The sequence below is a fragment of the Pararhodospirillum oryzae genome, from assembly GCF_007992075.1.
Taxonomy (GTDB): Bacteria; Pseudomonadota; Alphaproteobacteria; order Rhodospirillales; family Rhodospirillaceae; genus Pararhodospirillum; species Pararhodospirillum oryzae.
The window spans coordinates 1-19,868 of record NZ_BJZO01000016.1 but is presented as its reverse complement, the minus strand read 5'-3'; the positions used below and the strand labels follow the sequence as shown (position 1 = coordinate 19,868).

Annotated in this window: 16 protein-coding genes and 1 riboswitch; of the genes, 7 read left to right on the top strand and 9 right to left on the bottom strand. The window is 69.2% G+C overall.

All coding sequences use genetic code 11. From position 1 onward, the window contains the following. The first annotated feature begins 62 nt into the window (after window positions 1-62). Complete coding sequence (locus ROR02_RS04520; RefSeq protein ID WP_147162825.1) at window positions 63-1,223, top strand: MFS transporter; 1,161 nt, start codon at window positions 63-65, stop codon at window positions 1,221-1,223. Here the strand turns inward: ROR02_RS04520 and ROR02_RS04515 are convergent. From ROR02_RS04515 to gph, 6 genes are all read right to left on the bottom strand, one after another. Next, window positions 1,220-2,182 (bottom strand): energy transducer TonB, encoded by a 963-nt coding sequence (locus ROR02_RS04515; protein ID WP_147162824.1) that lies wholly within the window; start codon window positions 2,180-2,182, stop codon window positions 1,220-1,222. The genes ROR02_RS04520 and ROR02_RS04515 overlap by 4 nt on opposite strands. Further along, a complete protein-coding gene (locus ROR02_RS04510; protein ID WP_147162823.1) occupies window positions 2,179-2,961 on the bottom strand; it encodes an ABC transporter ATP-binding protein in 783 nt (260 codons plus the stop codon). The genes ROR02_RS04515 and ROR02_RS04510 overlap by 4 nt, the downstream gene beginning before the upstream one ends. After that, window positions 2,958-3,950, bottom strand: coding sequence for a FecCD family ABC transporter permease (locus ROR02_RS04505; RefSeq protein WP_147162822.1), 993 nt, complete (start codon window positions 3,948-3,950; stop codon window positions 2,958-2,960). The genes ROR02_RS04510 and ROR02_RS04505 overlap by 4 nt, the downstream gene beginning before the upstream one ends. Beyond that, window positions 3,947-4,909, bottom strand: a complete 963-nt coding sequence (locus ROR02_RS17380) for an ABC transporter substrate-binding protein (protein ID WP_147162821.1) — start codon at window positions 4,907-4,909, stop codon at window positions 3,947-3,949. Before ROR02_RS17380 ends, ROR02_RS04505 begins: the two co-directional genes overlap by 4 nt. A gap of 54 nt (window positions 4,910-4,963) precedes the next feature. After that, on the bottom strand, window positions 4,964-6,919 hold the full coding sequence (locus ROR02_RS04495; protein WP_170244960.1) for a TonB-dependent receptor plug domain-containing protein: 1,956 nt from the start codon (window positions 6,917-6,919) through the stop codon (window positions 4,964-4,966). A 259-nt stretch (window positions 6,920-7,178) separates the two neighbouring features. Continuing rightward, a riboswitch (cobalamin riboswitch) is annotated at window positions 7,179-7,388 on the bottom strand. A 139-nt stretch (window positions 7,389-7,527) separates the two neighbouring features. Further along, window positions 7,528-8,223, bottom strand: a complete 696-nt coding sequence (gph, locus tag ROR02_RS04490) for a phosphoglycolate phosphatase (RefSeq protein WP_147162819.1) — start codon at window positions 8,221-8,223, stop codon at window positions 7,528-7,530. A gap of 153 nt (window positions 8,224-8,376) precedes the next feature. Here gph and glmU point away from each other — a divergent pair, with 153 nt between their 5' ends. Genes glmU through ROR02_RS04475 form a run of 3 tightly spaced genes read left to right on the top strand, consistent with a single transcriptional unit; the run spans window position 8,377 to window position 12,288 of the window. After that, window positions 8,377-9,714, top strand: a complete 1,338-nt coding sequence (gene glmU, locus ROR02_RS04485; protein WP_147162848.1) for a bifunctional UDP-N-acetylglucosamine diphosphorylase/glucosamine-1-phosphate N-acetyltransferase GlmU — start codon at window positions 8,377-8,379, stop codon at window positions 9,712-9,714. A gap of 58 nt (window positions 9,715-9,772) precedes the next feature. Continuing rightward, window positions 9,773-11,596, top strand: coding sequence for a glutamine--fructose-6-phosphate transaminase (isomerizing) (glmS, locus tag ROR02_RS04480; protein ID WP_147162818.1), 1,824 nt, complete (start codon window positions 9,773-9,775; stop codon window positions 11,594-11,596). Window positions 11,597-11,598: 2 nt separating this feature from the next. Continuing rightward, entirely contained in the window at window positions 11,599-12,288 is a 690-nt protein-coding gene (locus tag ROR02_RS04475; RefSeq protein WP_147162817.1) for a hypothetical protein, read from the top strand. Window positions 12,289-12,431: 143 nt separating this feature from the next. On the opposite strand, the gene ROR02_RS04470 is transcribed toward ROR02_RS04475, so the two are convergent. The 3 genes from ROR02_RS04470 to ROR02_RS04460 form a co-directional block, all read right to left on the bottom strand. Beyond that, window positions 12,432-12,689 carry a YjhX family toxin gene (locus ROR02_RS04470; protein WP_147162816.1) on the bottom strand — a complete coding sequence of 86 codons (258 nt, stop codon included), beginning with the start codon at window positions 12,687-12,689 and terminating at the stop codon, window positions 12,432-12,434. A gap of 372 nt (window positions 12,690-13,061) precedes the next feature. Beyond that, window positions 13,062-14,063, bottom strand: coding sequence for an SLAC1 anion channel family protein (locus tag ROR02_RS04465; RefSeq protein WP_147162815.1), 1,002 nt, complete (start codon window positions 14,061-14,063; stop codon window positions 13,062-13,064). A gap of 189 nt (window positions 14,064-14,252) precedes the next feature. Further along, window positions 14,253-15,425 carry a 2-aminoethylphosphonate--pyruvate transaminase gene (locus tag ROR02_RS04460; protein WP_246135397.1) on the bottom strand — a complete coding sequence of 391 codons (1,173 nt, stop codon included), beginning with the start codon at window positions 15,423-15,425 and terminating at the stop codon, window positions 14,253-14,255. Between the two features lie 393 nt (window positions 15,426-15,818). On the opposite strand from ROR02_RS04460, the gene ROR02_RS04455 reads away from it, so the two are divergent. The 3 genes from ROR02_RS04455 to ROR02_RS04445 all read left to right on the top strand — a co-directional run bounded on the left by ROR02_RS04455 (window position 15,819) and on the right by ROR02_RS04445 (window position 19,859). Continuing rightward, complete coding sequence (locus tag ROR02_RS04455; protein ID WP_147162813.1) at window positions 15,819-16,850, top strand: putative 2-aminoethylphosphonate ABC transporter substrate-binding protein; 1,032 nt, start codon at window positions 15,819-15,821, stop codon at window positions 16,848-16,850. A gap of 94 nt (window positions 16,851-16,944) precedes the next feature. Next, window positions 16,945-18,153, top strand: a complete 1,209-nt coding sequence (locus tag ROR02_RS04450) for an ABC transporter ATP-binding protein (protein ID WP_147162812.1) — start codon at window positions 16,945-16,947, stop codon at window positions 18,151-18,153. Further along, window positions 18,150-19,859 (top strand): putative 2-aminoethylphosphonate ABC transporter permease subunit, encoded by a 1,710-nt coding sequence (locus ROR02_RS04445; RefSeq protein WP_147162811.1) that lies wholly within the window; start codon window positions 18,150-18,152, stop codon window positions 19,857-19,859. Before ROR02_RS04450 ends, ROR02_RS04445 begins: the two co-directional genes overlap by 4 nt. Window positions 19,860-19,868: the final 9 nt, after the last annotated feature.

The following is a 19,868-nucleotide window of genomic DNA, read 5'->3' as shown; positions in this document are numbered from 1 at the left end:
GTCGTAACGCGCCGCCCGCCACGGTTCAATGGGGGTGCGAATGCCCTTTTTTTGGAACTGTCATGCGTCCCGTGAACCTCCAGGCGTTGCGCCTGTCTTTTCAATACGCTGCCCTGTTTGGGGTGGTGGGAATCATGCTGCCCTACTGGCCGGTGTGGCTGGCCTCGCGGGGGCTGGGGCCGGTCGAGATCGGCCTGGTGACCGGGATCACGGCCTGGGGCAAGATGCTGATCAATCCGCTCGCGGGCCAGGCCGCCGACGCGCTTGGCCGGCCGCGTCTGGTCATGGCCGCGCTGGCCGCCGGGAGCCTGGCTCTCTACGCCGTGATTTCCGGGGTTTCGGGGGTCTGGGGCCTGGCCCTGGTCACCTTGATGGCCAGCGGCCTGTTCGCGGCCCTCATGCCGCTGACCGAAACCATGACCCTGGCCCAGGCCCGTTCCCAAGGGGTCGAGTATGGCCGCGTGCGTTTGTGGGGCTCGATCTCCTTCATCGTCTTGTCCACCACCATGGGGCCGCTGATCGATACCCTGGGCCCGGCCCTGGTGCCCTGGGTGGTGGTGGGGTTCCTGGCCCTGGTCCTGGCCGGGGTCGCGGGCCTGCCGGCCGGGCCCGGGCGTTCCCGGCCCGCGAGCGGCCAGGCGCGGCGTTTCCTGACCAGCGGCCCCTTCTTGCTGTTCTTGCTGTCGTCGGGCCTGATCCAGGCCGGTCATGCCACCTACTACACCTTTGCCACCTTGCACTGGCGGGCCGCCGGCCTGGATGGCCTGACCATCGGCTTGTTGTGGGCCGAGGGCGTGGTGGCCGAGGTGATCTTGTTCCTGGTCGGGGCGGGGCTGGTGCGCCGGATTGGTCCCCTGGGCCTGATGGGCGTGGGGGCCGCCTGTGGCATCGTGCGCTGGAGCATCACGGCCACGACCACCGATCCCCAGGTGCTGATGGTCACGCAGGTGCTGCACGCGGGCACGTTTGCCTGCGCGCATCTGGGGGCGATGCATCATCTGGCCCGCACCGTGCCCGTGGCCGTGGCCAACCGCGCCCAGGCCCTTTATTCCACCATCTGCCAGGGGGTGATCATGGGCGCGGCCATGTCGTTCGCCGGCCCGCTTTATGGCGCGCTGGGGGGGCACGCCTTTTTCGTGGACGCGGGATGGTGCGCACTGGGGGGCGGCTGCGCCCTTCTCCTGGCGCTCCGCTACCGGCACCGCCCGGCCGAGGCGGTCTAATAATCCTCTTCGTCGAGTCGGAAGGCGATCGACAGGGCGAGGGTGAGGGTCGGGGTCCCCAGCCCGGCGGGCAGCGGCCCAAAGGGCTGGGCCGCGCGCACCGTGGCCAGGGCCGCCTCGTCGAGCACCGCGAGCCCCGAGCCCCGGATCACCGCCACGTCGGCGAGCGAGCCATCGCGCGCGATCGCGAAGCGGACCTTGGTGCTGCCCTCCCAGCCGGCGCGGCGCGCCTCGCCCGGATAGCGTTTCGCGCGCGCGAGCCGGGCCTGGACCGCGCGCAGGTAGGCCTGGCCTTGGGCTTCGGCTTCAAGCGCGGCGGCACCGGAAGCGCGCGCGGCCGCCTCGCCCGATCCCGCCGCCGTCCCCGCTTCTGCCGAGGGGGCCGGCGGCACGGCCGGGGAGGCCGCTTCATCCCCAGGAGACGAGACCACGCCGTCCCGAGGGGGAGCCGGAGTCGGATGGCGGGGGGCGGGGGCGACGACGGAAGCCACGGGCGCGGGCGTCGCCCGGCGCGGCGGCGTGGGACGGGGCGGGGGGACGGGCGGAGGCGCCGGCGGGGGAGCGGCGACAGGCGGCCGGGGCGTTGGCTCGGGGGGGGAGTCCTCCGGGGCAGGGGGCGGCGCGTTTGCCGGCTCCACGGGCGCGGACGACGCGACGGGGGGAACCTGAAGCGGGGAGGCGGCCGGCTCCACGGGCGCGGACGAAGCCGGCGCCCCGGCATCGGCGGGTTCCAAAGCCGTCTCGGGCCGGGGCGCCTCGGGGGCGGAAGACGCGGGGGAACCAGGTGAACCAGGACCGGCGGCGGGCGGCGCCTCGACCAGGGCCACGGTCATCACTCCGTGCGCGTCGGCCGGCGGCGGGGGCGCGGCCCGGTGTCCGGCCAGGCCGCCCAGCACGGCGGCATGGACCGACAGCGATACCGCGAGCCCCGTGAACAGCGTCGGTCGCCCCGCCCTCATGGCCCCAGGGTCTCCCACGCCAGGGGCAGGGCCTGGGTTCCGACCTGGGGAAACACGGCCCGCACCCGGTAATGGGTGGCCAGGGTGGGCTCGGTCAGCACCGCGTCCGGCGGGCCATCGGCGACCACGCCCCCCCGGTCCAGCAAAATCAGCCGATGGCAAAAGCGGGCCGCGCTGATCAGGTCGTGCACCACCACCATCACCAGCGCTCCCGCCTCGGCATGGCGGCGCAACAGGCCCATCATCGCAAGCTGATGGTGGGGATCCAGGGCCGCCACCGGTTCGTCGGCCAGCAAAACCGGGGCTTCCACCGCCAGGGCGCGGGCCAGCAGCACCCGCGCCCGCTCGCCTCCCGACAGGTGGCCGATCGGGCGATCCGCGAACGCCCGCACTCCTGTTTCGTCCAGGGCGCGGTCGATCGCCGCCTGGTCGTCGTGGCCCTGGCCGCGATGGGGCAGGCGGCCCAGGGCCACCACCTCGCGCACGCTCAAGGGCCAGTGCACCGCGCGCTCCTGGGCGAGGTAGGCGACCTGTCGCGCCCGCTCGGCCGGCGACAGCCTCGCCAGCGGCTGGCCGTTCATCAGCACCCGCCCCTGGCTGGCGACCAGCCCGGCCAGCGCGCGCAGCAAGGTGGTCTTGCCCGCTCCGTTGGGCCCGATCAGACCCACCAGCCCCGGCGCGCCCAGGCTCGCGGTGACGTTGGCCAGGACCGGCCGGCCGTCCAGGACCACGCCCACGTTTTCCAGATCGATCCGGGCGAAACCGGCGGCGGGGATCATGCGGCCTCCCGCGCGCGGGCCAGGATCAGGCTCAGGAAGAACGGAGCCCCGATCAGGGCGGTAACGACTCCCAATTGCAGCTCGGGCCCCACCGAGATCATCCGCACCACCGCGTCGGCCACCACCAGCAGCAAGGCGCCCCCCAGCGCGCTGGGCAGCAACAGGCGGCTGGGCCGCGCGCCGACCAGGGGGCGCAGCAGGTGAGGGATAACCAATCCCACGAAACCGATGGCTCCGGCCACGGCCACCGAGGCCCCCACGGCCAGCGCGGTTCCCAGAACCACGCGCGCGCGCAGGCGCCCCAGGGCCACCCCCAGGCTGCGGGCGGTTTCGTCCCCCAGGGCCAGCGCGTCCAGCCCGCCCCCGGTGCCCCACAAGGCCAGCGCGCCGGCGGACAGGAAGGGCAGGCACAGCAAGACATCGTCGAAGCCCCGGTCGCGCACCGAGCCCAGCAGCCACAACACCAGTTCACTGAGCGCGAACGGGTTGGGCGACAGGTTCATGGCCAGCGAGGTGAGGGCGATGGCGGCATTCGAAAGCGCCACTCCGGCCAGGATCAGGGTCAAGGGGCCGGCGCCTCGCCCGACCAGGACCAGCAAGGCCACGGCGGCCAGCGCGGCCCCCACGAGCCCGGCACCCGGCACCAGCCAGGGCGACACGGCCGCGCCCCCGCAATAAAGCGCGATCACCGCGCCCAGGGCGGCGCTCGCGGAAATGCCGGTCAGGCCCGGTTCGGCCAGGGGATTGTGCAACAGCCCCTGCAAGGCCGCGCCCGAAAGGCCGAGCGCGCCCCCGACCAGGGCGGCCAGCACGATGCGGGGCAGGCGGATTTCACGCACGATGATCCCGGTGGGATCGTCGGGCGCGGCGATCAGCGCGCGCGCGATGTCGCCGGCCGACAAGGCGGTGTAGCCCAGGCCCAGCGACACCAGACCCGCCAGCACCAGGGCCAGGGTCAGCCCCGGCACGACCACGGCCGCCCGGGTCATGGCCGGTCCCCGGGCCCGGAATGGCCGTCCCCGGGAAGGTCGAGGGGGGCGCGGGCCCGGGCCAGCTGGCGGGCCGCCTCGGCCAGGATCCAGGAGGAGCACACCCAGGCCCGGCTTTCCACCACCGTGGGCGGGGTGCGGGCCAGCAGGCGGCGCAGCACCGGATGGCGCGAGGACAGGCGCTGGCGTGACGGCGGCGCGTTTTCAAAGAAGCTGGTCACGAACCGGTCGGGGGGGTGGCGCACCAGAAGCTCCAGATCCAGCGGGCCCCAGCCGGTTCGCCCCAGGCGCGCGCCCAGGTTGTCGAGGCCGACTTCCCGCATCAAGGTATCCACGAACGTGTCCCGGCCGGCACTGCCGCCCCCGGGGGTGAGATAGGCGGCGACCACGGGCCGGGCCGGCGGAGCGGCGGTTGCCACGGTTCCGGCCGCCGGATCGGCGGCCACGGCCGCGTGCAAGGCGCGTCCGGCGGCGATCAGGGCCGCGCCCTCGGCCGGGCGCCCGATCAAGGCGGCGACCCGGGCCGTTTCCCGGTCAACCGCCGCCAGATCCGTGTGCAGGCCCAGGGCGTGGGTGCGCACGCCCAGGCGGGTCAGCAGGTCGAGGGTGGCGGCGTTCAGGCCGGCGTCGCCGATCACCACCTGGGCCCCGGCCTTCAGCACCTCCTCGGCCGAGCCCCGGTTTCGCGCGAAGCCCCGGGCCCGGCCGGCCAGCAACGACAAGGCCGGGTCCCGGGCCTGGAAGGAGAGCGACACGATCTGTTCGGGCGCGGCCAGGGCCAGCACCAGCTGATCGGCGCACACGCTGAGCGACGCCACCCGGGGCAGGGCGGGGGGCCCGGCGCAGGCTTCCCCCCCGGCCAGAACCAGCGTCAGCGCGGCCAGCCCGGCCCGCGCGGTCGCCGTGCCCAAGGCCCGGGGCCGGCTTCGCCAACGCCCGCGTTCCCGCCAAGGCTTCATGCCCGCTCTCCCTTCACCAAGACGGCGGCTCGCCCCCGCGAGCCCGCGTTCGGCCTACAGCTTGAACCGGATGCCGGCGAAGCCGCCGATGCCCGGGGTGCCGTAGCTGAACAGCTCCTCGTACTTTTCGTCGAAGGCGTTTTCGACCCGGCCGAACAGTTCCACCTTGTCCTTCACCACCTCGTAGGACCCGCCCACGTCGACAACCGTGTAGCCGTCCAGCGTGGTCCGGCCCGAGGCATAGCTCAGGTCATAGGTGGAATCCTGACGCTCGCCGTTGTAGTGGACCGACGAAAACACGTTGGCCCGTTCCTCAAGGAAACGGTACGACACGTTCACGCTGCCCGCGTGCTGGGGCCGGCGCACCAGGTTCTTGCCCTCGGCGTCCTCGGCTTTCTGGAAGGTGTAGCTGGCCGCGACCCGCAGGTTGTCGATCGGCTCGGCGCTGGCGGTCAGTTCCACGCCATTGATGTGCGAGACCCCCGAAACGTTGTCGGCCGACACGCCGCTGCCTTGAATCAGCTTGTCGATTTCGTTGTGGAAGAACGTGGCGCCCACGGTCAGGCGGTGCGACAGCAAGGGCTGCTCCACGCCCACGTCCCAGCCAAACGAGGTTTCGGGCCGAAGGTCGGGATTGCCCCGGAAGGTCGAGGTGTAGCCATACAGCTGGAACAAGGTCGGATTCTTCACGCCGGTGCCCACCGAGCCGCGCAGCTTGGTTTCCGATCCCGGCACGGTGTAGGCCGTGGTCACGCGGTAGGTGGTGGCGTTGTCGAACATCTCGTTCAGGTCATGGCGCACCGAGCCCGACACCGACAGCCGCTTGAACAGATCCACCCGGTATTCGGCCACCAGCCCGGTGCTTTCCACGTCGGGCGCCACCTTCGACCAGTTGCTTTTGTAGAACACGGATTCCTTTTCGTGCTCGACCAGGCCGGTCAGGGTGTGGTGGGCGGCGACCCCCAGGGTCGTGTCCGCTTCATAGGTGGACTGGTAGGCGTATTTCACCTTGGTGCCGTTCTGGGTGTAATCCCAAAGATCATCTTCCTCGCCCCGGCTGTTGTAGTCGGTGACCGAGAAGTCCAGGCGGTTGCGCCAATGGTCATCGAAGGCGCGCAACTCGGCGCCCACCCGGCCGAAGGCTTGCAAACGGTATTCCGTGATGTCGGCGTCCGTGGCCCGTTGCAGGCCCAAGGCGGGATCGGCGGAGAACGTATCGTAGTCCAGAACCGCCGAAACCAGACGCCCGGCCACGTCCAGGGTCACGTTCTCGGAGGGCGACACATCGCCCCGGAAAATCACGCTGGTGTTCTGGTAGCCGTCCTCCTCGGTGTTGCCGCGTCGGGAATTGGCGGAGGAAATGCCATCGGTGCGGCTGTAACTGGCGCCCAGGGCATAGTGCGTGCGTCCACCGGCCCCCGATCTGTTCACCCCGGCCTCGACGTGGGCCGAGCCCAGCGAGCCGCCTTCAACCAGGCCGTGCGCCGAGGCCGCCCCCTTGCCCTTGCGGGTGATGATGTTGATCACGCCACCCACGGCGTCGCTGCCCCACAGGGCGCTTTGCGGGCCACGCAGGATTTCGATGCGCTCGATTTCCGTGGTCATCAGGTCGGCGAAGTCGAACGACGAGCCGCCCACCGGGTTGTTGACCTCGATGCCATCGATCAGCACCAGGGTCTGGTTGGACTTGGCGCCGCGAATGTACACCTCGGTCTGGTTGCCACGTCCGCCCGAGCGGGTGACCGTCACCCCGGGCACGTCGCGGAGCGCGTCGGCGACCTCGCGCACCTGACGCGTTTCCAGTTCCTGGCGGGTGATCACGGTCACCGCGCTGCCCACCTTGTCGGTGGCCACCGGAACCCGGCTGGCCGACACCACCAGATCAGGAAGCTCGGTCGCATTGGCCGGAGTCTCGGCCCACGCGGGGAGGGCTCCCAGCCCCGGGAGGGCTCCCAGCCCGGGGAGAGTGGAGAGCGCCAGCAGGCGCCGGGTTTTACGAAACATGCGCATCGGTTGCATTCCTTGCCGAGGCCCGGCCGGCTTCCCGGCCGTTGAAAAGGCGCCCCCACCGGGAGCGCCCGAACGGGTCGGAACGGAACGCAAGGACACGAAAAAGGCGGCATCCGCGCGTTTGCTCGCGCGGATTGTCTTCCTCGATGACAAAATGATCAGGATTGGGCATCGCCCGCCCCCTTGAACAGCCCTTACGAACCTTCCGGTCGTCGCCATTCAAGATGGCCTTGTACCGAGGGATCACCCGTCCCACGGTGCGGCGACGTGCGCCCCGGCCGGTTTCCTGGCTTGCGGGTCCTGGCGCGCGCCCAGCCTTCCCAGTTGCCCAGTGGCCTTGAATCGAGCGCGCGCTCGCCGGTTACAGTTGCGGGGACAGCCCCGGATTATCCCCCCCCCGTCGTGCAAGGGGGTGTCACCGGGTTCCCGATTAAGCCCCTTTCAGGGCACCGTGGCGCGGCCACACTTTGGGTGAAGGCTGTTCCGGTGGTCAACACCTTTTCCGGGCGTCGGACACGGCGTTTGAGAGCATCGTGCGGTAAAGCGGATCCAGGCACGATGCTCTGACGCGTTGTCTTGACCTTCGGCTTATCCCGCTTTTCGGGTCTTTAGTCCCCGGCGCCGTCCGTCACCCACCGGGCCAGGGCGGGGAGGGAGTCGAACACCCGCTTCGCCCCCAGGGTTTCCACCGGAACCCGGCTGTAGCCATGGGAAAGCAGGGCCAGCGTGACCCCGGCCGCCTGGGCACAGGCCGCGTCGGTGGGGCTGTCGCCCACGTACAGGGCCTGGTCGGGCGTGGCCCCCAGGTGATCAAGCACATGACGCAAGGGCAGGGGATCGGGCTTGCGCCGGGGCAAGGTGTCGCCGCCCACCACGACATCCAGGAACGGCGCCAGTCCCGTGGCCTCGATCAGGACGAGGGTGGGGGCCTCGGGCTTGTTGGTGCACAGGCCAAGCCGGATCCCCTGGTCCTTCAAGGCGCGCAAGGTTTCGACCGCGCCGGGATACACCCGCGCGTCGGTGACGGGATCGGCGTTGTAGCGGGCCGAGAACCGCGCGAGCCGGGCCGCGTGGCCGGGGTCGTGGATGTCGCCGCCCCCGATCCCCCGCGCGCCATAGGCCCGGGCGACCAGCAGGCCCACCCCTTCACCGACCATCAGCCCCACCTCGGCCTCGCTCAGGGGTGCTATCCCGTCCTCGGCGAACTGAACGTTAAGGGTGCGTGTCAGGCTGGGAACGCTTTGCAAAAGAGTACCATCCAGGTCGAAGACCACGACCGGGAACGGCACGGCAGGCGCAATCATGGAAAACCTCGCGCGTAAGAACGATAATGACAGGGGACGGGGCGCTGCAACGATCCGTCATAAACTTTGATTTTGCCCGCCGCCACCCTTGTGGCACCGTGCGGGCCTTGCGTTTCTCATATTGCCCTTCCACCCCGGGAATTCATGTCTCAGATGACCGAAATCGCCGCCGTCGTCCTTGCCGCGGGCCAAGGGACCCGCATGCGCTCGGCCCTGCCCAAGGTGCTGCACCCCCTGGCCGGCCGCCCCCTGATCGGCCACGTGCTGGCCGCCCTGGCTCCGCTGGCGCCGGCCCGCACCGTGGTGGTGGTCGGGCCCGAGGGCGCGGCCGTGGAACAGGCGGTGGCGCCCCTGCCCACCGCGACCCAGGCCGAGCGCCTGGGCACCGCGCATGCCGTGCTGCAAGCGCGCGAGGTCCTGGCCGGCTTCACCGGTACCGTGCTGGTGCTCTATGGCGACACGCCGCTGGTGCCGACCGAAACCCTGGCCCGCCTGGTGGCCGCGCGCGAGGCGTCCACGAACCCGGCGGCGGTGGTGCTGGGCTTCCGGCCCCGGAATCCCACCGGCTACGGCCGCCTGGTCACCGGCCCCGACGGGCTCGACGCCATCGTCGAGGAAAAGGACGCCTCGCCCGAGCAAAAGGCCCTGACCTTGTGCAACTCCGGGGTCATGGCCCTGGACGGCGCGATTTTGTTCTCCTTGCTCGATCAGGTGGGCAACGCCAACGCCAAGGGCGAATATTACCTGACCGACGTGGTCGCCCTGGCCCGCGCCCGGGGCCGGCGGGTGGACGTGATCGAAAGCTGCCCCGAGGATCTGCTGGGCGTCAACGACCGCGCCGACCTTGCCGCCGCCGAGGCGGTGGTGCAAACCCGCCTGCGCCGGGCCGCGATGGCGGCGGGCGTGACCCTGACCGCCCCCGAAACCGTGTTTTTGAGCTGGGATACGCAATTGGGGCCGGACGTGAGCATCGGCCCCTTCGTCACCTTCGGGCCCGGGGTGACCCTGGAAGCGGGGGTCACGGTCAAGGGCTTCTGTCACTTTGAGAACTGCACGGTCGCCACGGGCGCGATCGTGGGGCCGTATGCCCGCCTGCGCCCCGGCGCCCGGGTGGCCGAGAACGCCCACATCGGCAACTTCGTGGAAATCAAGAACGCCACCGTCGAGGCCGGGGCCAAGGTCAACCACCTGACCTATATCGGCGACGCCCGGGTGGGCGCGAAGGCCAACGTGGGCGCGGGCACCATCACCTGCAATTACGATGGCTTTTCCAAGTACCACACCGACATCGGGGCCGGGGCCTTCATCGGTTCCAACACCGCCCTGGTCGCGCCGGTGCGCATTGGCGACGGCGCCATGATCGGCGCGGGATCGACCATCACCGCCGACGTGCCCGACGGCGCCCTGGCCCTGACCCGCGCCCCCCAGGACACCCGGCCCGGGTGGGTGGCCAAGTTCGTGGCCCGGCTCCGGCCCGCGCGCAAAAGCTGAAACCCCGGCCCGGTCCGGGATCGTCTGACGTTTTTTCATTATCTGGAAGGCATGGCCCATGTGCGGCATCATCGGCATGATTGGTTCCGGCGACGTCGTTCCCGCCTTGATCGAAGGCCTGCGACGGCTGGAATACCGGGGATATGACTCCACCGGCATTGCCACCTTGACCGGAACCGGCCTGGAACGGCGCCGGGCCGAGGGGCGCCTGGTCAACCTGGAACGCCGGCTGGCCGAGGTTCCCCTGGCGGGCACGCTGGGCATCGGTCATACCCGCTGGGCCACCCACGGCGTGCCCAACGAGCGCAACGCCCACCCGCACGCCTCCGACCGGGTGGCGGTGGTCCACAATGGCATCATCGAGAACTTCCTGGCCTTGCGCGAACGCCTGACGGCGCGCGGGCACGTGTTCGCCACCGACACCGACACCGAGGCGGTGGTGCACCTGATCTCGGATTACCTGCGCGATGGCCTGGGCCCCGACGAGGCGGTGGGTCGGGCGCTGGGCGAGCTGGAAGGGGCCTTTGCCCTGGGCATCCTGGTGGTGGGCTATCCCGATCGCCTGTACGCCGCGCGCAAGGGCAGCCCGCTGGCCATCGGCTACGCCGACGACGCCATGGTCCTGGGCTCGGACGCCCTGACGCTGGCTCCCCTGACCCGGCGCCTGACCTATCTGGAGGATGGCGATTGGGCCTGCCTGACCCGATCGGGCGCCATCATCCGCGACGCGAAGGGCGCCGTGGTCGAACGCCCCATCAGCCTGTCGGCGGTGTCGGGCGCCATGATCGGCAAGGGCGAATACCGCCACTTCATGCTGAAGGAAATCTACGAACAGCCGCAGGTGATCGGCGATACCCTGAACGCCCTGTTCAATCCGGCCGAACGCACCATCACCTTGCCGGCGCTGCCCTTCGCCCTGGAAACGGTGGAGCGGGTGACCATCGTGGCCTGCGGCACCTCGTACTACGCCGGGCTGGTGGCGCGTTACTGGCTGGAATCGGTGGCCCGGGTGCCGGTGGACATCGACGTGGCGAGCGAATTCCGCTACCGGGCCCCGCCGTTGCAAAAGGGCGGGCTGGCCTTGTTCATCAGCCAGTCGGGCGAAACCGCCGATACCCTGGCCGCGCTGCGCCACTGCAAGGCCCAGGGGCTTTGGTGCGTGGCCGTGGTCAACGTGCCTGAAAGCACCATGGCGCGCGAGGCGCACGCGGTGTTGCCCACCCTGGCCGGGCCCGAGATCGGGGTGGCGTCGACCAAGGCGTTCACCACCCAGCTGGTGGTGATGGCGGCCTTGTGCCTGGCGCTGGCCCGCGCGCGTCACGCCATCGACCGCGCGACCGAGGCCAGGCTGTCGCGCGGCCTCGCCGAGGTGCCGGCCCGCGCCGCCGAGGTGCTCAAATACGACGATGCCTTGCACGCCCTGGCCCAGGAAGTGGCCGAGGCGCGCGACGTGTTGTACCTGGGCCGGGGCACGTCCCACGCCGTGGCCCTTGAAGGGGCCTTGAAGCTCAAGGAAATCAGCTATATCCACGCCGAAGGCTATCCGGCGGGCGAAATGAAGCACGGCCCTATCGCCCTGATCGACGAAACCGTGCCCGTGATCGTGATCGCGCCCCATGATGGGTTGTTCGATAAAACGGCGGGCAACGTTCAGGAGGTGATCGCGCGCGGCGGCCGGATTATCCTGCTGTCGGATGCCGAAGGCATCGCGCACGTGGGCGCGGGCGTGGCCCACGCGGTGACCTTGCCGGTGGTGGATCCGTTCGTGGCCCCCATATTGTATGCGATCCCCGTGCAGTTGCTCGCGTATCACGTGGCGGTGATCAAGGGGACCGATGTCGATCAGCCGCGCAACCTGGCCAAGAGTGTCACCGTGGAGTAGCCATGTCCCGCCGCCCCGTTTCCTTCCGCCGCCGTTCCCCCCTGTCCCGGGTTTTGGCCTGGGCCGTGCTTGCGGGGGCGCTCGGACCGGGGAGCGGGGCGGTCTGGGCCCAGGAGGATCCGGCCCGGCTTGATGCGTGCAAAACCGCGCTCATGGCCTGCGTGAACGCGTGCGAAAGCCTGGAAAAGGACGAAGCCGCCCGCAACGGCTGCCAGGCCCGCTGCGCCGCCGATCGCGCCTTGTGCCAGGGCGAGCAGAGCCTGGGAGAGCTTTCGCGTCAGGTGGACCGGTTCAAGGGCTTCCTGGAAGGCTTCACCACGCCCCCCGGGGGCGACCGGGCGGCGGAGCGCTGCGCGACCGGGCGGGCGCGCTGCGAAGGACGCTGCGCGGGGACCTTCCCCGAAGGCTCCGACGAACGGGCCGGGTGCGAAGGCCGCTGCACCGCCGAAAACGCCCTGTGCGAGGCCCGGGCCGGGCTGGACGCGGCCACCCCGCAGGCGCGCGAAGGGGTCGAGGACCTGGGGCGTGCCTTGAAGGGCTTCCTGGACCGCAAGGGCGGCTTCGCGCCTCCCTCCGACGATCTGTACGATTTCGCTCCCGACGAGCCGGGCACGCCCACCCCCCTGGTGCCTCCCAGCGACCCCGAGCCCTCGCCCGTCCCCAAGGGATCGGGCAAGGAACTGGCCATCTGACGGAAGGGGCGGGAGCCCGGGGGGGCGGAAGCCCGGGGGGCGGGAGCCCGGAACCGGTTGGGGCGGGAGCCCGGAACCGGTTCGCGGCCCTTCGGCTCCCGCCTTGCGCCGGGAAGGGTGGGGGCCTTGCTCCTGGCAACCGGTCAGCGGTTGTCGGGTTGCGGGCGCACCGCCTCGCGGCCCAGGCGGGTCAGGCGGTAGGGCCTGCCTTCCTGGGACCCGATCAGGCGCTTGGCCTTCAGGGCCTTGAACACGCCCACGGTGCAGTCGCCCAGGCCCAGCCCATCACGGGTGATGCACTCGACTTCAACGACATGGCCCTTGGTGTCACGGTAATGGCGGATGAAGCCGCCTTGCGCCAGCACGTGCAGCACGCGCTGTTCGGCACGGGAAAGATTCATGGGTCGTCCTGTAGGATAATGCCGACACGCACTTCTCCCTTCGCGCCTTTCGACAAAGGCACGCTCTTTCAGAAGGAAGAAGCCGGAATCGGTTTCGAATGAACGAAACCGTTAGCGGCGTCCCACAGTCTCCAACATGAATTTCCCCATCACTCTTCCAGGGGCTCCATGCCCCCGGGAAGGATCCTGGCACCTTACGGCCGCGCGGCCTTGTTTTCAAGCCGCGTGCGGGAAAAGGGGACGGGGGTAAAACCGATCGCCTTGGCGATAAGTCCGCGCCCGCGTCTTCTCGGAAACGACAAGAAGACGCGGGCGCGGACGAAGATCCCCGGGCCCCCAAGGCCACGGCCCGGGAGCAGGCACGGGGGATTGTTAGTCGGGCACGAACAGCTCGCCGCCCAGCAAGGCCTTGGTGGTGCGGACGAACACCGAGGCGATGATCAAGGTGGTCACCACGAGAAGGGTCCACGACACGGCGGTGATGCCATCGTTGGGGACGTGGTGATTGTATTCCAAGGTGGCGATGGTGATCGCGGCCATGGGGAAGGTGTAGGCCCACCACGACACAAAGAACGGCACCTTGAGGAAGTGGCGCGCCATGCTGAAGTTGAGAAGGGTCAGGAAAAGGCCGCTGTACAGCAACACCCGGGTGAACAGGTCAATCTGACCGCCCATCAGGGCCAGGTACGAAACCGTGCCAATGCCGGGCGGGGCCACCAGGATGAACAAAGTGGGGAAAAAGCGCCCTGGCAGAGGGTTGTGGAAGACAATTCGGTAGAACACAATGGTGAAAAGGATAATCCAGAACACCAGGCCAATCGAAAAGAAGAACCACGATAGTTCGATGAAGCCAAGTTTGACGCCCGACAGGGGGACGATGATATTGCCGACCACGGGAATGAACCAGGCCGGGTTGATCATGGTGATTTCGTGGGCCCGGGTGATCCAGCGCCCGATCAGGTACACCGTCGCCGCCAGATGAAGGGCCGCGCCCACGCCCCACAAGGTCAGGCCCAAGGTCCGCTCGTAGGGCAGGGCGGCAATCGAGAGCAAAAGCAGGCTGATGGAAATGGTGGGGAAGAAGTTCACCCGGATGGGGTTGTTGAACTCCGCCTTGACCTCGGAAAAATGACGGACGGCCTTGCTCAGGTACAAGGCGGCCACCAGCACGAACATGGTGGCGGCAAAGCCCAGCAGGCTTTCGCCCACCGCGCCCGGCACGCCCAGAACGTCGTGGGCCTTGCGCCAGGCCAGGCCCAGGCCGGTCAGGCCCATGATCATGGCAAACAGGGGGATGGGAACGTGCATCAGCCAGTGGGCCGCCCCGGCCTCGTCGTGCGCGGGAGCGGCGGAAGGAACGGCGGCATCGACCATGAGAAAGAACCTCTCGGTTGGATCGAACGAAGGAGCTGGCCGCGAGGCCTTGAACATTAGCAAATTATAATGTCCAGCCCGTCAGGGGAAGCGCCTTGATGATCATCAACCGAAAGCGGGCCCCAAAAAACCGCGTCCCCGGAACCGGGGACGCGGGGCAGGGGGCCAAAAGGCGGGGGAGGCGGGCGTTTAGTCCTGGACCTCGACCCCGATTTCCTTGAGCGCGGCAACGCACGCGCGGGTGCACTCCTCCATCACCGGCACGTCGATGGCGCCAATGCAGCCCAGGCGGAAACTCTCCACGCGGGTCATCTTGCCCGGATAAATGATGAAGCCGCGCCGCTTCATGGCATCGTAGAAGGCGGTGAAGCTGTAGGCGGGATGGACGGGGGCCAGGAAGGTGACAATGATCGGCGAGCGCAGGGCCTCGGGCAGCAGGGGCTTGATCCCCGCCCAGGCCATGCCGGCAATCAGGACATCGTAATTGCGCCGGTAGCGGGCGTAGCGGGCGGTGCGCCCGCCCTCGGCGTCGAACTCGTCCAGGGCCTGGCGGAAGGCGGCCAGCACATGGGTCGCGGGGGTGTAGCGGAACTGCCCGGTGCGCTCCATGTAGGCCCACTGGTCGACGAGGTCGAGCGACAAGGAGCGCCCGGGACCCCGCGCCCGCGCCTCTTCCAGCGCCGAAACCCGGGTCAGCACGAAGCCCATGCCCGGCACGCCTTCCAGGCACTTGTTGGTGGAGAATACCAGGGCCTCGTAGGGGGCCTTGGCCGGATCGATCCACAAGGCGCCAAACGCGCTCATGGCATCGACGATCAGGCGCCGACCGGCGGCGGCGGTAACCTGGGCCACCTCGTCCACCGGATTGAGAATCCCGGTCGAGGTTTCCACCTGGACCAGGGCCACGTGGCTGAGCGTGGGATCGTCGGCAAGGCGCTGTGCCACCGCCTGCGGATCAAGAGCGCTGGTTTCCTCGATCTCCAGCACCGCGTGGCGCACGCCGGCGCGGCGGCAGATTTCCACCATGCGCTGGCCATAGGCGCCGTTGACCGGGATCAAGACCCCTCCGTCGGGCGGAACCAGCGTGGTCAGGGCCGATTCCACGGCGAAGGTGCCGCTGCCTTGCATGGGAACCACCGTGTAGTCCTCGCCCACGCCGGCGATATCGCGCAGCCGGTGGCGGATGCTGGCGGTCAGGGCGCGGAAGTCACCGTCCCACGAGCCCCAGTCATGAAGCATCGCCCGCTTGACCGTTGCCGTGGTGGTCAGCGGGCCCGGCGTCAAAAGCCAGTGAGAGGGCGCCGCGGGCGCCTCGGCCGGATCGGGCAGGGGGTCGAGCAGGGGATAAAGAAGCGACGTCATGGGGGACTCCTTAACCTTAAGGTCATTCCAGCCTGAACCCGTGCGATCCATCAGTCAATTCGGTATCTCTCATACATCCATAGGGGAAACCTATAAATGAGCGCGACCAATCGACGGGTTTCCAATCAACGCCCTGGGGAAGGTCGAGGTGTTCGGGTACCCCGGCCCAGAGCGCACGAGGCGCTCAATGATCCGGGAATCCGGGGCGGGAGCGTCATGAAATCATCGGGTGCCTGTCATCAAAGTGTCGCGGCTCGCGGGTCATAGTCCGCCCCGGTGAAGCAACCCGTTGGCGCGCCAGCCCTGTTCGCTCAGAGGGCCGCCCGCTTCGCCCCCCGCCCGCCGGCGACCGCCTGCCGGTGTCCTCGCTCCCAGGTTGGACGGATCGATCCCATGAGACGCTCGCTCATCCCCCTTTTCGCGGCCACGCTGGGCCTGGCCGCCCTTGGCCTTGGCGCGGCTGCCCAGGCGCGCACGCCGTTGACCGTCTACACCGCCGTCGAGCCGGAAGAGCTGGATGGCTTCAAGCAGGCCTTCGAGGCCGATTATCCCGACATCGAAGTGCGGTGGGTGCGCGACTCGACGGGTATTATCACCGCCAAGCTGCTGGCGGAAAAAGACAACCCGCACGCCGACATGATCTGGGGCCTGGCCGCGACCAGCCTTCTGGTCATGGACAAGGAAGGCATGCTGGAGCCCTACGCCCCCAAGGGCCTGGAAGCCCTGTCGCCCCAGTACTACGACGCCACCAACCAGCCCCCGCACTGGGTCGGGCAACGGGCCTGGATCGCCTCGTTGTGCGTGAACACCATCGAGGCTGAAAAGCGCAACCTGCCCTTGCCCGCCACCTGGGCCGACCTGACCGACCCCAAGTACCAGGGTCTGATCGTGATGCCGAACCCGGCCTCGTCGGGCACCGGCTTCCTGGATGTGTCGTCGTGGATCCAGATGTGGGGCGAGGAAAAAGCCTGGGCCTTCATGGACGGCCTGCACCAGAACGTGGGCGTGTACACCCATTCCGGATCCAAGCCCTGCAAGATGGCGGCCCAGGGCGAGTTCCCGATCGGGATTTCGTTTGCCTACAAGGGCGCCCAGCTCAAGGGCCAGGGCGCGCCGGTCGCGGTGATCACGCCGGCCGAGGGCCTGGGCTGGGATCTGGAATCCTTCGCCCTGGTCAAGGGCTCGCCCAACCTCGATGCCGCGAGGAAGCTGGCCGACTGGTCGGTCTCCCACAAGGCCAACGAAATGTACAACGAAGCCTACGCCGTGGTCGCCATGCCCGGCGTGGCCAAGCCCGTGGCGCACTTCCCCGAGAACATCGAGGCGAAGATGATCAGGAATGACTTCGCCTGGGCCGCGGCCAACCGGGCGCGCATCCTGGAAACCTGGCAGACGCGCTATGGCGCCAAGTCCGAGCCCAAGTAAGCACCCCATTCCTTTCCTGCCACGCCTGCAAGCCGGGAAGGCCCTCAGTGGGGCCTTCCCGATCCCTGCTGTTCGACGCTCCAGGAGTCCCGCCATGACCGATCGCCCCGCCGCCCTGGCCCTTGAGGGCATCCACAAGACGTTCGGCTCCTTCGTGGCCCTGGCCGATGTCTCGCTGCGGGTCGAGGAAGGGGCGTTCGTCGCCTTCCTGGGGCCGTCGGGCTGCGGGAAAACCACCTTGCTGCGCATTATCGCCGGCCTGGACCGCCAGAGCGCCGGGCAGGTGTGGCAGCAAGGCCGCGAGGTCTCCGACCTGCCGCCGGCGCGCCGGGATTTTGGCATCGTCTTTCAATCCTACGCCCTGTTTCCCAATCTGACGGTGGAACGCAACGTGGGCTTCGGCCTGGAAAACGGCCCGCGTGCCACCCGTCTTGCTCCGGCCCAACGCCGCCAGCGGGTGGCCGAGCTGCTTGATCTGGTGGGGCTGGCCGATCAGGCGCGCAAGTATCCGGCCCAGCTTTCCGGCGGCCAGCAGCAAAGGGTGGGCCTGGCCCGCGCGCTCGCGTCGTCGCCGTCGCTGCTGTTGCTGGACGAACCGCTCTCGGCCCTGGATGCCAAGGTGCGCCAGCGCCTGCGCGGCGAAATCAAGGCCCTGCAACGGTGCCTGGGCCTCACCACCATCATGGTCACCCACGACCAGGAGGAAGCCTTGTCGATGGCCGACCAGGTGGTGGTGATGAACAAGGGGCGCCTGGAACAGGTGGGGGCGCCGCGCGACATCTACCGCCATCCCGCCAATGCCTTCGTCGCCGGCTTCGTGGGCACCATCAACGTTCTGGCCGGGCACCGCACGCCCGACGGCCACCTGCGTCCGGGGGCGCCCAACGGCGCCGGCGGCACGCCGGTGACCGTGTGCCTGCGCCCCGAGGATATCCAGTGTCAGCCCCTGGAGGCGGACGCGCCCGACGCCGATGCCCTGGCCGAGGGCCATGTGCACGGCATTCTTCAGGAAACCGAGTTCCTGGGGCCGGTGCTGCGCGCCCATGTGCGGGTGCCCGCCCTGTGGCCGGCCGCCCTGGGATCGGGGATTCCCGGGCCCGAGGCCCCTGGGTCCGAGGCCCCTGGGTCCGAGGCCCCTGGGTCCGAGGCGCCGGGACCTCAGGCCCTGATCGCCGACCTGCCCGCCGCCCAGGCTCACGCGTTTCAGCCCGGGCGCCCGGTGCGGGTGTTCCTGCCGGCCGAGCGGCTGCGCTGCTTCCCGCCCGAGGGGGGCACGGGTCTGGGCCGGGGGGCGGGTTCATGACGGTCCAGGCCCTGGACGGGCGGGTTGCCGTGCGCGCGGGCCCCGATGCCGAAACCTGGGTGTTGCGCGGTGCCCTGGCCGCCTTGTTCCTGATGATGGCCGTGTTCATCCTGGCGCCGCTCGGCACCATGGTTCACAAGAGCCTGACCGGGGCCGACGGCGCCTTTGTCGGCTTCGACAATTACGCGGTCTACCTGCGTTCGCACGGGTTGGGGCGTTCCCTGGTCCATTCCCTGGCCATCGCCCTGGGGACCACCGCCCTGGTGGTGCCCACCGCCTTCTTTTTTGCCTATGGGGTCATGCGCTCCACCGTGCCCGGGCGCGCGGTGTTCAAGACCATTGCCCTGCTGCCGCTTCTCGCGCCCTCGCTGCTGCCTGCCTTGTCCTTGGTGTACCTGTTTGGCAATCAGGGCCTGCTCAAGGCCCTGGTGCCCGGCGGCACCATTTACGGGCCGCTGGGGATCATGCTGGGCATGAGCTTTTATGTCTTTCCCCATGTTTTCCTTATTCTGCTGGCCGCCCTGGCCCATGCCGACGGCCGCTTGTACGAGGCGGCCGAGGTCCTGGGCGCCGGCCGCCTGCGCCGCTTCGCCGTCGTCACCTTGCCCGGGGTGCGCTATGGCCTGGTGTCGGCGGTGTTCGTGGCCTTTACCCTGGCCATCACCGATTTCGGCGTGCCCAAGGTGATCGGCGGCGGTTACGACGTGCTGGCCACCGACATTTACAAACAGGTGGTGGGCCAGCAGAATTTCGCCATGGGCGCCGCTGTTGGCATGATCTTGCTGATTCCCTCGGCCCTGGCCTTTGCCGCCGACCGTCTGGCCCAGCGCCGTCAGGCCGCCGCGATCAGCGCCCGCTCGCAGCCGTTCCACCCCCGGCCCAGCCCCCTGCGCGACGCGGTGTTGCTGATGCTGTGCCTGGGGGTGTCGGCGGCGATCCTGGGGATCCTCGGGTGCGCGGCGTGGGCGTCGCTGATCCGCTTCTGGCCCTATGATCTGTCGCTGACCCTGGCCCATTACGACTTCACGGCCGTGTCGCCCCAGGGCTGGCGGCCCTATGGCAACAGCCTGATCCTGGCCTCGGGCACGGCTGTGGTGGGCGCCGGGGTCATTTTCGCGGGGGCCTATCTGATCGAGCGCGGGCGCGGCCTGGAGGTCTGGCGCCGGGCCCTTCATGCCATTGCCATGATCCCCCTGGCCGTGCCCGGGATGGTGCTGGGCATTGCCTACATCTTTTTCTTCAACGCGCCGGGCAACCCCCTGGGGGGGCTGTACGGGACCATGGCGATCTTGATCTTCTGCACCGTGGCCCACTTCTACACCGTGGGTCACCTGACCGCGCTGGCGGCGCTCAAGCAGATCGATCCGGAATACGAATCCGTCTCCGCCTCGCTGCGGGTACCGTTCTGGACCACCGCCTTCAAGGTCGTGGTGCCGGTGTGCCTGCCGGCCATTCTGGAAATCGCGCTTTACCTGTTCGTCAACGCCCTGACCACCGTGTCGGCGGTGGTGTTCTTGTACGCGCCCGATACGCTGGTGGCCTCGATCGCGGTTTTGAACATGGATGACGTGGGTGATTCCGCGCCGGCCGCCGCCCTGGCGACCTTGATTTTTCTCACCGCGCTGGCGGCCCGCTTGCTGTTCCAAGGCGCGGTGCGCGGCCTGCTCGCGCGCTCGCAGGCGTGGCGGGCCTCCGGCGGGGGGTAAGCCCCCGGT

Excerpts from the sequence above, each read along its gene's own strand:
- ROR02_RS17380 (WP_147162821.1), bottom strand. The coding sequence starts at position 4,909 with ATGAAGCCTTGGCGGGAACGCGGGCGTTGGCGAAGCCGGCCCCGGGCC.
- ROR02_RS04460 (WP_246135397.1), bottom strand. The coding sequence starts at position 15,425 with ATGACGTCGCTTCTTTATCCCCTGCTCGACCCCCTGCCCGATCCGGCC.
- ROR02_RS04445 (WP_147162811.1), top strand. The coding sequence starts at position 18,150 with ATGACGGTCCAGGCCCTGGACGGGCGGGTTGCCGTGCGCGCGGGCCCC.
- ROR02_RS04495 (WP_170244960.1), bottom strand. The coding sequence starts at position 6,919 with ATGCGCATGTTTCGTAAAACCCGGCGCCTGCTGGCGCTCTCCACTCTC.
- ROR02_RS04515 (WP_147162824.1), bottom strand. The coding sequence starts at position 2,182 with ATGAGGGCGGGGCGACCGACGCTGTTCACGGGGCTCGCGGTATCGCTG.
- ROR02_RS04475 (WP_147162817.1), top strand. The coding sequence starts at position 11,599 with ATGTCCCGCCGCCCCGTTTCCTTCCGCCGCCGTTCCCCCCTGTCCCGG.
- ROR02_RS04465 (WP_147162815.1), bottom strand. The coding sequence starts at position 14,063 with ATGGTCGATGCCGCCGTTCCTTCCGCCGCTCCCGCGCACGACGAGGCC.
- gph (WP_147162819.1), bottom strand. The coding sequence starts at position 8,223 with ATGATTGCGCCTGCCGTGCCGTTCCCGGTCGTGGTCTTCGACCTGGAT.
- ROR02_RS04455 (WP_147162813.1), top strand. The coding sequence starts at position 15,819 with ATGAGACGCTCGCTCATCCCCCTTTTCGCGGCCACGCTGGGCCTGGCC.
- ROR02_RS04510 (WP_147162823.1), bottom strand. The coding sequence starts at position 2,961 with ATGATCCCCGCCGCCGGTTTCGCCCGGATCGATCTGGAAAACGTGGGC.
- glmU (WP_147162848.1), top strand. The coding sequence starts at position 8,377 with ATGACCGAAATCGCCGCCGTCGTCCTTGCCGCGGGCCAAGGGACCCGC.
- ROR02_RS04470 (WP_147162816.1), bottom strand. The coding sequence starts at position 12,689 with ATGAATCTTTCCCGTGCCGAACAGCGCGTGCTGCACGTGCTGGCGCAA.
- ROR02_RS04520 (WP_147162825.1), top strand. The coding sequence starts at position 63 with ATGCGTCCCGTGAACCTCCAGGCGTTGCGCCTGTCTTTTCAATACGCT.
- glmS (WP_147162818.1), top strand. The coding sequence starts at position 9,773 with ATGTGCGGCATCATCGGCATGATTGGTTCCGGCGACGTCGTTCCCGCC.
- ROR02_RS04450 (WP_147162812.1), top strand. The coding sequence starts at position 16,945 with ATGACCGATCGCCCCGCCGCCCTGGCCCTTGAGGGCATCCACAAGACG.
- ROR02_RS04505 (WP_147162822.1), bottom strand. The coding sequence starts at position 3,950 with ATGACCCGGGCGGCCGTGGTCGTGCCGGGGCTGACCCTGGCCCTGGTG.